Annotated in this window: 14 protein-coding genes; 10 read left to right on the top strand and 4 right to left on the bottom strand. The window is 46.9% G+C overall.

What is annotated here, in order from left to right:
* The 3 genes from K9M07_07485 to K9M07_07475 form a co-directional block, all read right to left on the bottom strand.
* Window positions 1-241, bottom strand: a 241-nt coding sequence (locus tag K9M07_07485; protein ID MCF7853064.1) for a transposase, incomplete at its 3' end; no start/stop codon positions are given.
* Between the two features lie 289 nt (window positions 242-530).
* The gene (locus K9M07_07480; protein MCF7853063.1) at window positions 531-833 is read right to left on the bottom strand and encodes a putative addiction module antidote protein; all 303 of its coding nucleotides are present in this window, start codon (window positions 831-833) and stop codon (window positions 531-533) included.
* Entirely contained in the window at window positions 820-1,161 is a 342-nt protein-coding gene (locus K9M07_07475) for a type II toxin-antitoxin system RelE/ParE family toxin (protein ID MCF7853062.1), read from the bottom strand. Before K9M07_07475 ends, K9M07_07480 begins: the two co-directional genes overlap by 14 nt.
* 242 nt (window positions 1,162-1,403) lie before the next feature.
* Here K9M07_07475 and K9M07_07470 point away from each other — a divergent pair, with 242 nt between their 5' ends.
* The 9 genes from K9M07_07470 (at window position 1,404) to K9M07_07430 (ending at window position 10,420) form a co-directional block, all read left to right on the top strand.
* Window positions 1,404-2,495 (top strand): Fic family protein, encoded by a 1,092-nt coding sequence (locus K9M07_07470; GenBank protein ID MCF7853061.1) that lies wholly within the window; start codon window positions 1,404-1,406, stop codon window positions 2,493-2,495.
* 154 nt (window positions 2,496-2,649) lie between these two features.
* Window positions 2,650-3,231 (top strand): TetR/AcrR family transcriptional regulator, encoded by a 582-nt coding sequence (locus tag K9M07_07465; GenBank protein ID MCF7853060.1) that lies wholly within the window; start codon window positions 2,650-2,652, stop codon window positions 3,229-3,231.
* Between the two features lie 16 nt (window positions 3,232-3,247).
* Window positions 3,248-4,240 carry an aromatic ring-hydroxylating dioxygenase subunit alpha gene (locus K9M07_07460; protein ID MCF7853059.1) on the top strand — a complete coding sequence of 331 codons (993 nt, stop codon included), beginning with the start codon at window positions 3,248-3,250 and terminating at the stop codon, window positions 4,238-4,240.
* Entirely contained in the window at window positions 4,233-5,213 is a 981-nt protein-coding gene (locus tag K9M07_07455; protein MCF7853058.1) for a hypothetical protein, read from the top strand. Before K9M07_07460 ends, K9M07_07455 begins: the two co-directional genes overlap by 8 nt.
* Window positions 5,203-6,345 carry an ATP-grasp domain-containing protein gene (locus K9M07_07450; protein MCF7853057.1) on the top strand — a complete coding sequence of 381 codons (1,143 nt, stop codon included), beginning with the start codon at window positions 5,203-5,205 and terminating at the stop codon, window positions 6,343-6,345. The genes K9M07_07455 and K9M07_07450 overlap by 11 nt, the downstream gene beginning before the upstream one ends.
* Window positions 6,342-7,310: an NAD-dependent epimerase/dehydratase family protein gene (locus K9M07_07445; GenBank protein ID MCF7853056.1), complete on the top strand. Its 969-nt coding sequence runs from the start codon at window positions 6,342-6,344 to the stop codon at window positions 7,308-7,310. The genes K9M07_07450 and K9M07_07445 overlap by 4 nt, the downstream gene beginning before the upstream one ends.
* Window positions 7,307-8,068, top strand: a complete 762-nt coding sequence (locus K9M07_07440) for an MBL fold metallo-hydrolase (GenBank protein ID MCF7853055.1) — start codon at window positions 7,307-7,309, stop codon at window positions 8,066-8,068. Before K9M07_07445 ends, K9M07_07440 begins: the two co-directional genes overlap by 4 nt.
* The gene (locus K9M07_07435; protein ID MCF7853054.1) at window positions 8,062-9,285 is read left to right on the top strand and encodes a hypothetical protein; all 1,224 of its coding nucleotides are present in this window, start codon (window positions 8,062-8,064) and stop codon (window positions 9,283-9,285) included. Before K9M07_07440 ends, K9M07_07435 begins: the two co-directional genes overlap by 7 nt.
* Window positions 9,272-10,420, top strand: a complete 1,149-nt coding sequence (locus tag K9M07_07430; GenBank protein ID MCF7853053.1) for a GNAT family N-acetyltransferase — start codon at window positions 9,272-9,274, stop codon at window positions 10,418-10,420. The genes K9M07_07435 and K9M07_07430 overlap by 14 nt, the downstream gene beginning before the upstream one ends.
* 149 nt (window positions 10,421-10,569) lie before the next feature.
* On the opposite strand, the gene K9M07_07425 is transcribed toward K9M07_07430, so the two are convergent.
* Window positions 10,570-11,139 (bottom strand): LysR family transcriptional regulator substrate-binding protein, encoded by a 570-nt coding sequence (locus K9M07_07425; protein MCF7853052.1) that lies wholly within the window; start codon window positions 11,137-11,139, stop codon window positions 10,570-10,572.
* A 30-nt stretch (window positions 11,140-11,169) separates the two neighbouring features.
* Here K9M07_07425 and K9M07_07420 point away from each other — a divergent pair.
* Window positions 11,170-11,253: helix-turn-helix domain-containing protein (locus K9M07_07420; GenBank protein ID MCF7853051.1), on the top strand; the 84-nt coding region annotated here is incomplete at its 3' end.

Genomic DNA, 11,253 nt, shown 5'->3' with positions numbered 1-11,253 from the left:
CAGGATACGCTTCTTCTATTTTCTTAAAAAAAGCCAGCGTAGAGGCCGTATTCAACGTCTTATCCTCATGAAGAACTACTTTTTTATTCAACATATCGATCGATGCCGAAATATTTAATCGAGATCTTCCCGTATTGCTCGGTATCTCTTTTCTTTCTCCTACTTTAATCCATCCGTAGGCGGCTACTGTGTTATGCGTCGGGTGAACGCCATCTATAAAACAGATGGTTTCATTGGACAACAGGCCCTTTTTTAGCTGCTCATATTCAGCAATCCATTTCTCTTGTGCTTCTCGATTGGCTTTACCGGGGACAACAGCCGGTTTTTTATAGGAAAACTGACAGCCCTCTTAAAAGAGACTTAGAGCAGATTTTTTCTTGTTGTGTAAGCAACAATCACTTAGAACCATACCCTTGGGTTCATCTTCGCATATTCCAAAATTTTTCTGATACTTAATTCCCGCTTACTTCTAATAGAATGCTTGTTAAGCTCAATCGATCAATCATTTATGATACTTTTTTAGAATAGATTTAAGTTAATCGTAAGTTCAACCCCAAAGCAATCACCAATGAAACAAGAGTATGCCATTTAGGATTGCCCTTTTCTGAAAGAGTTTTATAGAGACTTTCTCTTCCAATACCCGCTTTTTTTGCGAGATTCCCAACACCACCTTGTGCTTCAGCAACATTGCGAATAGCGACGAGGAAAAGATGCTGAGATTCTTCATCACCTTTAAGACTTTCTTCTAAGGCAGCATTGAGATAGCTAACTGCTTCATCGTGATCCTTTAGCTTTTCTAAAAGCCACTCTTGATAATTTTTATTTTTTGCCATGTTTTTTCTCCCTCAATTGGTACTCTTTTAAATACTCCTTAGCTTTATTAATATCCTTGGTTTGCGAACTTTTATCTCCTCCGCAAAGCAAGAGCACGATCTTATTTCCTATTTTCGAGTAATAGACTCTAATTCCAGGTCCATAGTGAATTCTCAGTTCTGCGATTCCATCGCCAATGGCTTTACAATCGCCAAAGTTCCCCACTTTTAGACGGTCAAGCCTTGTGAGGATTTTAGCGCGAGTGTGCAGTTCTCTTAGACTTTCAAACCAATCGTCAAAGGGGCAGTGACCAGAAGCTGTTTCATAGAGTTCAATCTCAATTTCCATAACTTTATTGTATCCTACGGGATACAATATTTGCAACTGGTTTATAACTAGCTAAATGTGAGGTGGATAAAGGTTTATCTTTAAAGCCTAGCCAGTCAAAAGTTCGAAGTGTATCCAGTAACTGGAGATTCCAACCCACTCATCATGAGTGGGTTGTTGTTTTTTAGGGTTATTTCTTGATTTTATCAGCGTTTTAACTGCATAATCATAGGTGTGATGAATGCAGATAAAAGGCTGTTATAATGCAGGCAAAATTTAAGCCAAAATATATTATTTCTTCTAAAATCATGTGTCATCTTATACGTATTGAAGCTGCAAAAGAAAAAATGCAGCACTTACCTGTGACCCCAATGATTTTGAACTCTTTAAGAGAGACAGCTCGTTTATATACAACACATTATTCAACGATGATTGAAGGAAATCAACTTGAGCCGAATCAAGTTCAGGAAGTAATAAAACATGAAGGACATTTTCCCGGAAGAGAGCGAGAGGAACATGAGGTTAAGGGATACTATACAGCTTTAACTCAAGTGGAAAAGTGGGCAGCAAAAAATATAAAAATTACAGAAAAACATATTCAAACTCTCCATGCTCTCGTCATGGCTAATGGTAGAATAAATGTAAAATTATCAAAATACAGAGATGGACAAAATGTGATTCAAGACGCTCGAACCAAAGCAATTATTTACATGCCTCCAGAAGCTAAGGATGTGAATGAATTAATGGTATCTCTAGTAAATTGGATTAAGCATTCTAATGATCTTCCTTGCCCTTTAGTTGCCGCAATTGCTCATTATCAATTTGCAACTATCCACCCTTATTATGATGGAAATGGAAGGACAGCTAGACTTCTTACGACACTGATTTTATATCTAGGAGGATATGACTTGAAAGGGGTCTATTCATTGGAAGAATATTATGCTCGTAATTTGGGAGCTTATTATGATGCAATAAGCATTGGAGAATCTCATAATTATTACATGGGACGGGCAGAAGCTGAAATTACAAAATGGATTGAATATTTTATTGAAGGGATGGTGTTTTCTTTTGAAAGTATTTTAAAACATATGACGGAAGCAGGAAAAAAAGGTTTTTCCGATCAAAGTAGTTTGTTGAAAAAACTCGATCCTAAGCAGCGTAAAGCTCTTGAATTATTTCAACAATTTGAAGTTGTTACCAGCCATCAAGTTGGAGAATTATTTGGTTATAAGCCTCGTACTAGTGCAGCCCTTTGTGCTCAATGGGTCAAAGAAGACTTTCTTATTGTTATCGATTTTTCTAATAGAGGGCGTAAATACAGGTTATCAGATCGATATGAGAGATTATTGAAATAGTTATTGAGGATGTCTTGTCTGAAATTATGCCAATCAAAAGTTCGAAGTGTACCCGGTAGCCGGAGAACGGGGACGGTTTTAAAAAACTCTTGCATTGACCAAATCATCTCATTTGCGCTAAAGTAAACTTCCTGATTGAACAACGTTCATGCGTATGCGTAAGACCCAACTGAAACAAACTATTCTCAACTCCGCCCGGTTGATCATGGAAGTCAAAGGCGAAAAGGCGATCAACATCCGCGAGATCGCCAAGCATAGCAACTGCTCTTTAGGCAGCGTCTACAATGTTTTTGAGAACTACGATGATATCGTCCTCCACCTCAACGCTCATACCCTCGAAATGCTCTACTCTGCCATTGAAGAAAGCATCGACCAGAAGTTGAAAGACGGGAATTTAAAAGAGGTCTTCCTTGAAATTGGCCACGCTTACTTGAGATTCTCACAACAGCACCACCATTTCTGGAAAGCCTTATTTGAGGTCGCCACCCGCGATTACCTTCCCGATTGGTATCGAAGTAAAGTCATCACCGGATTGAAACAGATCGAAGATAAAATCGGACAGGCGTTCCCTAAAGAGAAGGGGAGACTCCACCAGATCTTGACCTTTTACTGGGCGACGATCCATGGCATCAGCTCAATCACGCTCAACCGTAAACTCCAAGTCGTTGAGCAAACCGTCGATGATAGCTATATCAATCGCTATCTGACGAATACTCTCGATGGATTGCTGAAGTAAATTTTTTTGAGGTAATATGAACAATGTTCAAAATTTCTTTCCGATCTGTGTTGAAGCCCAGCTGAAGAAGCAGCCAAGGGCTGTCGAGCTCATGGGCCATCCTTTGGTCGTGTTTCGAGATAGCCAAGGGAGCGTTCGGGTGCTCGAGGATCGCTGTCCCCATCGCGGAGCGCCCCTCTCTCAAGGGCGTGTAGAAGGGGATTGTCTCGTGTGCCCCTATCATGGATGGAGTTTTTGTGGAGAGGGAAAGTGCCGGGCGATCCCCGGTCTCCCCGATTTTACCCCTCGATCCATTCATGGTGTAAAGAGCTTTCCCGTACAGGTTAAATATGGGTTGATTTGGACGTCGCTTGAGGGAGGAGAGATTCCGCAGATCTACGAACTCGGGGATGCTGCATATACCACCTTTTTACTCGAGAGTCGAGTTGAGGTAGGCATGCTCGATGTCATTGAAAATGCCCTCGATCCCCTCCATACCCATTTTGTCCACTCAGGATGGATCCGCTCTGATAAAAGCAAGCGGAAACCGATTCAACTCGAGATCGAGAACCAAGAGAGGGGCATTGAGGTGAGATGTCGCATGGAGGCCAAGCAAGAGGGGTGGATCCACCGGATTTTATCCCTGGGCCGGCGCGTTGAGAAAAATGCAGGGCGCTTCCTTGCTCCCAACGTGATTCAGCTCGAATATGAGACATCGAAAAAAGATCATCTCTTGATTACCGGTTTTATTTTGCCCGTAAATGAACAATGTTCAAGTCTTTATTTGGTCACAGCGATGAAGACGAAACTACCCCTTGTGGTGTTTCGCCCACTGACCCGCTTTTTATTCCGCATCGCGATGAAGCAAGACGAAGATATACTCAATCGCATCGCCGCCCATCGGAAGAAAAGCAACAGTAAACACCCTTTTGTTTCAACGCGCGCTGACTTCATTGGTATGGAAGTGAAGAAGCTACTGGAAGGGAAAAAACTCACTCAAAAAACAAGGGAGATCACCTTGTATGTCTAAGAAAAAAATCACCATTTTAGGAACGGGGAGCTATCTGCCCGCTGAAAAAATTACACATGAGATTTTAGAAGAGCGGCTCGGCCTTGAAAAGGGATGGATCATGGAGCGCTGCGGCGTAGAAACGCGCTACTATGCCGCCGGAGAAGATGCCTCATCCATGGGCACAAAAGCCGCGCTACAGGCCATTGAGGCTGCAGGCTTGTCGCTTGAAGAGATTGATGTCATCATAGGAGTTTCCGGTGTTCCACAGCAAGCCATCCCCTCGATGGGAGCCCTCATCCACAAGCAATTGGGATTGAAAAAGAGCTTTGCTTTTGATGTGAACTCGACCTGCTTGAGCTTTTTATTGGGGCTCGATATCGCTGCCGACTTGATTGAGGGGGGAAAGGCGCGGCATATTTTGCTCGTTTCAGCAGATATCGCCTCGGTGGGGCTCAACCCCGCTGATCCCAAAACGGCGACACTTTTTGGCGATGGAGCAACTGCCGTTGTCATTGGGAAAAGCACAGGAAATGCGGGTATTGAGGCTTCGGCATTTGAGAGCTGGACTGAGGATCAAGAGGCGTGTCTCTTGGAAATCGGCGGCAGCAAACTTCCCTATGTCGAGAATTTAGCCGTGGGAGAAGAGTACCGTCGCTATTTTCAGATGGATGGTCCTCTCCTCTTTAAGTCGGCCATCCCGCGCGCGCTCAAGATGATCAAAGACCTGATGGAACAGGCACAAGGTGACGTGTCGCTGATGATCCCCCACCAAGCCAGTCCCGGATCGCTCCGCTTGATTGAGCGGAAGCTCGGGGATTTCCAAGGGCGGATTATCAATATTGTCAAAGATTTTGGCAATATGATTGCTACATCGATTCCCTTTGCCCTTCACTATGCGATTCAAGAGGGAAAATTGAAGCGGGGCGATCGGTGCTTGCTCATCGGAACATCAGCCGGAATTTCAATCGGAGGGATGATTCTTGAGTACTAATGTTGTTTTATTGACGGGAGCCCGTGCCCCCGTTACTCTCGATATGGCGCGGATCTTCAAGAGAGGGGGACTGCGGGTTATTGTGGCCGACAGTTTGAGCCCCACCCTCTGCGATTATTCAGCGGCTGTCGACCGTGCCTATACCGTGGCCGCTCCCGCTCATGATCTCCGGGCTTTTGAGCGCGATCTTCAGGTGATTATCGCCACTGAAAAGGTTGATCTGCTCATCCCCATGTGTGAAGAAGCGCTCTATATCAGCATGATTCTCGATCGTCTTTTGACGCGCGTGTTGACAATGCCCTTTGAGCAGATCGAAGAGCTCCATAACAAATGGAGTTTCATCCAACTGCTGAATCGCTATGGACTTAAAGCTCCTGAAACCCATCTCGTGCGGACGAGAGAAGAGGCAGCGGCTCTGCCTCGCAGCTCTCAGAAGATGATTTTGAAAAAAGTCTATTCGCGTTTTGGGGCCTCGCTCCATCTCATTCTGCCGGGAGAGGTATTTCCCTCCGTTCCCTTTGATCCCGTCAATCCGTATGTTGCTCAAGTCTTTATCGAAGGGGTGCGCCTCTGCACCTACTCGGTCGCTATCAACGGAAAATTGACGGCGCATAGCGAGTACCAGGTGCTCCAATCGATGGGGATGGGTTCGGGCATCACGTTCCGTAGCATTTTGACACCCGACGTGTTTGCATTTGTTCGCACTTTTGTTGAGAGATATGGCTACACGGGGCAGATCTCATTTGACTTCATCCAAGGTGAGGATGGGGTCTACTGCATCGAGTGCAACCCGCGCGCCACATCGGGTCTCCATCTCTTTGACAAGTCGCCGGCATTGATTGCCTCTTTTTTGACAGGGCAAACGCCCTGCCTCTTTCCTCAGCGGGGCACGGTCTACCGAGATCTCCTCTTTTCCCTATGGTTTGGGATCAAGCAGGGAGAGATCTTTCAGCCGGAATTTTGGCGCCGCTTGTTCAAAGGAAAAACCCCTTTTTATGATCGGTACGATAAAAAGCCCCTCTTTTGCATCCCTAGATTGTTGATCGATGTGATGAAAAAGACCCTTTTCCAGGGAAAGGGCTTTCATGAAGTGATGAGTCGAGATGTCGAATACAATGGGAGGAAATTATGAGAGTTTGCATCACGGGAATATCGAGTCCCTTAGCGCAAATCACCGCGCAGCAACTCGTCGATCAAGGGTATAGCGTTGTCGGATTTTCACGGCGGGCTAGACAGCTCATTTTACCGGGAGTCGAACTCCACGCCTGCGATTTAAAAGAGAGAGAGAAGATCAGCGGGATCATGGCAGGATGTGAGATTGTCATCCACATCGCCGCCCTCTCTTCACCGTGGGGAAGTAGGGCAGATTTTGAAGAGATCAATGTGCAGGGGACGCAGCATGTGGTTGATGCGGCTTTAGCAGAAGGCGTACGCCGATTGATCCATATATCGACCTCCTCGATCTATTTCGACTACCGCGATCAGATCGGCATCACAGAAGATCAAATCGCCCCACGCCCGGCCAATGCCTATGTCGAGAGTAAGCGGCGCGCTGAGGCTATCGTCGATGGGGCACATGCGCAGGGGTTAGAGACGATCACGCTGCGTCCGCGCGCCCTCTTTGGTCCCGGAGATCAGGTCTTGATGCCGCGCATTCTCCAGGCGCTAGAGGGAGGGGGAATGCCCCGCTTCCGATCCGAAGATGTCATTGTTGATGTCACCTATCTTGAAAATGCCGCTGATGCCATCTTCTGTGCGGTGAGGGCAAGTAGTTCCTGCAATAGGCAGAAATACAATATCACCAATGGCGAATCGGTCATTTTACACGAGCTGTGCAAAGAGCTGGTCACGGGTATCGGATATACATATTGCGAGCGCAATATCCCCTATCCTGCGGCTTATGCTGCGGCATGGCTCGCCGATCGCCTCTCGCGTCTCTCAAAAAAAGAGCCCCTTTTCACCCCCTATACCATCGGTGTTCTCTCCTTCACCCAAACTCTCTCGATTGAGAAGGCATTGCGCGAACTGAAATACACCCCTTGTGTCTCACTCAAAGAGGGGATTGCTCGCTATGTGGCATGGTGGAGGAAGCGATGAAGATTTTTGAAGTCGGATATTGCACGGGACCCGGGAAGATCGCCACTCCCTCGCTCCCCTGGAAGCGGGTGCGCTTTCCCGCTCGGGCATTTTTAGTCGATGTGCCACACCATGGCTTGATATTAGTTGATACGGGATATAGCCAAGACTATTTTAAAGCCGGGACTTGTTTCTATGATTGCCTTTTACCGGTAACGATGGGAGAACCCCTGGCTGAGCAGCTCAAACACAAGGGGATCGCTCCAAGCGATATCGCCTATCTCTTCATCACCCACTACCATCCCGACCATATTGCCGCTTTAAGCGACTTCTCTAAAACGCCCTGGATCTACCGGAGAGATGCGCTGAATACCTTGATGCGCGGTGGTTGGTTCTCTTCGCTTAGGAGGGGCTTTTTTCGCAAACTCATCCCCCCCGTTCCTCCCGGATCAATCGGCTTCGAAGCGGGCGATTTTTGCCATTCTTTCCTCTCGACGGCATTGAAGAGTGCTCCGCTGTGGGACGGGATAGAAGTCGTCGACCTGCCGGGGCATGCAATGGGGCAGATGGGGCTTTTTATACAAGCCGACTCACTCCTGCTGATCGGCGATGCCGCTTGGTCATCTGAGGCATTACAAAGAGGGGAGAGCCCTCATTTTGTGGGACAGTGGATACAAGAAGACCGGAAGAAGTATCTCCACACCTTTGAAGAGCTTCACCGGCTCACAGGGCAAGGGGTACGCTGCTATCCGACTCATGCCATTGAGGAAATATGTTGAGAATTTTGATCAATTATATCCGGGCGCTCAAAGCTAGAACCTGGTCGCGTGAGCAGATTGAAAAGCATCAAAAGAAGCGGCTACAAAAAATTCACGCCTATGCCAAGAGCCATTCGTCTTTTTATGCCGCTCTCAATGGGTTCCCGGTGATTTCCAAACGGGAGATGATGGAGAATTTTTCGAACTTCAATACCCAAGGCATTTCCAAAGAAGAGGCGATTGCACGGGCGATGGTTGGCGAGGATATTGGCAATCTCACCGTTGGTCTATCATCAGGCACATCGGGCAACTGTGGCGTGTTTCTGCTTTCCCAAAAAGAGAAGGAGGCGTGGTGCGGCCATGCCTTGGCTAAATTGCTTCCCATGTCACTTTTCAAGCGGCAAACCGTGGGCCTTTTTTTACGCGCCAATAGTGCGCTCTATCAAACAGTGCAATCGCGGCGCATCGCTTTCACTTTTTTTGATCTGCAGCGTCCCTTTGATGAGCTCTATCGTCAATGGATCGAAAAAAAACCAATGGTCGTCATTGCACCCCCTTCTGTGTTGCGACTACTTGCAGAAAGAGGAGGGCACCGTCCCCTCCGGCTCATTGCTTGTGCTGAGCGCCTTGACCCTTTGGATGAGCGGGTGATTGCAGAGGCATTTGATCAACCCGTCTTTCAGGTTTACCAGTGTACGGAGGGCTTTTTAGGTACCTCGTGCGCTCATGGCTCGATCCACATCAATGAAGACCTCATCTATATGGAAAAGGAGTGGATCGATGAAAAGAGTGGACGCTTTGTCCCGATTATCACCGACCTCTACCGATCAGTGCAGCCGATCATTCGTTATCGCCTTGATGATGTGCTGCGGATTAGAAAAAAACCTTGCCCCTGCGGTTCTTCCCACCTCGCTCTTGAGGCAGTTGAAGGGAGGTGCGATGATATTCTCTATTTCCTCAAACAGGGGAAGCCGGTTCCCATTTTTCCCGATTTTTTCCGCCGGGAGATCATGCTCACCGACCCTCAGATTATTGACTATCAACTGATACAGCGCTCACCGCGCCGGATGCTCCTCTTTGTCGATCGCCCCTCTCTGCGGCTGAAGCAAAATATCCAAGATTATGTCAAACAGTGTGGCTGTGAGGTCCCCGATATTGAGTTTTTGTCCGAGCCTCTAGCGCGTGACATGCACCAAAAACTCCGCCGTATCAAGAGGGAATTCCATGCCGATTATTGAACTCTATGATGCCGGCAACCTCTCCGATCTCAATGAGCTCTTGACAAGGGAGCGGTCGCTCATCCGCCACTATGTAGCCGGGTTAATCCGCGAGGGAGCGGAGAGTTATGTGGCGAATGTAAAAACAAAGGTTATTTTTTTAAGGGTGGATGACTATCTTCTCCCGCTGACGATCAACGAGAGTGAGTATGAGAACTCGTATGTGGCATCAGCCTATGCGGTCATTCCATATGCAGAGGAAGAAATGGAGCGCCACGGCAAGCCATGGCTGAAGTGGTGGTTAAAACCTCTCTTTTTTCTTCTCAAACGGTGGCTCAAGTGGGCGAAGATCAACCGGATGGTGATCGTCAACAACGCCCTCTTCTCCACAAACCTTTACGAGTCTCTAACGGCCGAGCAAATCGGTGCTATAACAGTGTTTTTAAGAGAGCGATTCCCGGCCTACACGATCACCTTTCGTTCGCTCAATGAACGGATTAATCCCTTTTTGACAAACGAGCTAAAAAAGCAGCGGTATCGGGTGATTACGAGCCGCAGCGTCTACTTTTTCGACCCCGAGCAGTTCAGCCGCATGCCAAGTAAAAACCGTTGGATTTACAAGCGAGATCTCGCCCTGCTAGAGCAAGAGGGGATCGAGGTCATTCCCCATGAGGCATTTGAGCCCACCGATATTCCGCGCATCAAAGAACTCTACGATGCCCTTTACCTGGAGAAGTACTCCCTGTTCAATCCCCAGTTCACGGCCCGGTTTTTTGAAGAGGCGCTAGCCCATCGGACGCTCACCTTTACCGGGATCAGATATAAAGAGCGACTTGTCGCTGTGATCGCCTTTTTCACCTGCCAAGATGTGATGACAACGCCGATTGTCGGCTACGACTTGACGCTTCCTCCGGCTCTTGGTCTCTATCGCATGGTGACGGCGCTTGTAATCGGGCATGCCCTTAAGACGGGCCTACTCTTCCATATGAGCTCAGGGGTAGGGCATTTTAAGCGGCAGCGGGGGGCTTTCCAGGTGATCGAATCGACAGCCGTTGATATCGATCACCTCAGTCTATTTCGCCGCCTTCCTTGGCTCGCCTTCGCGGCCCTGTTCAATACGTTGGGCCGGAGCATACTCATACGGGATAAACTGTGAATAGAAAATCTTACCCGGGTACCTAAGGGCAGCTGACGGCATCGGGTCAGGAGCGGACTCATAATTCGTTGGTTGCTAGTTCGGATCTAGTATCAGGAGTCTTTAAGTTACAAGTAGTTAGATTCAGAGCCTAGCTGCTTTTACCAGAGTTAAAACGCTTGTTTCATCATATTTAACAATAGAAGGGAGCTGGGGGATTGAGGAATATCCTTACTTATAACAATAAAGATAGAATAGGGTATCTCAGGTAGATTTAGATTACATGGTAAAAGATGGTTTGTTCTGCTCGGATGAAATAATAAATAGTCCGGGAAAAAACCAACAGATGAACTACTACAGACTAGAGAGGCGATTGTCTCCCAGCTAGACACTTCCATCGAAGCATTTAACTCGATGCCATATTTCTGCCGGTAGTTTTTTTTGAGAGTGTGTACCTCAGGTCTAGGTTCCGTAAAGATTGCTTTGGTAATCAATTCAGAGACCGGTTGATTTGCATTATAGTATAAATTAAATCTTCCCCGATAAAGTAAAGTTGTTTCAAAAGCCGACAAGTCTTCATTATCTAGGGCAATTCCAAAGTCAATAGATCTTTCTCCTAGCCATTTTTTTATGAGAGCTGTGTGACCAAATCGAAATTTCAACTGAATTTTGGGCGCTTTTATCGTTAATTTATTTATCGCTGACGGCGTAAAACCCCCCGCCTTTAGGCGTGGGGATATAAGCCATCTTTTCTTCTTGCACGATACTTAATGGTGTGTTACAACGATAATATGAAAATTGTAAATAGATCATATCGATACAGATTCTATCCTACCGACGAGCAGAAAATACAG

Source organism: Simkaniaceae bacterium, from assembly GCA_021734805.1.
Lineage (GTDB): Bacteria > Chlamydiota > Chlamydiia > Chlamydiales > JACRBE01 > Amphritriteisimkania.
The sequence above is the reverse complement of the archived record's forward strand: the minus strand, read 5'-3'. Positions and strand labels throughout refer to the sequence as shown.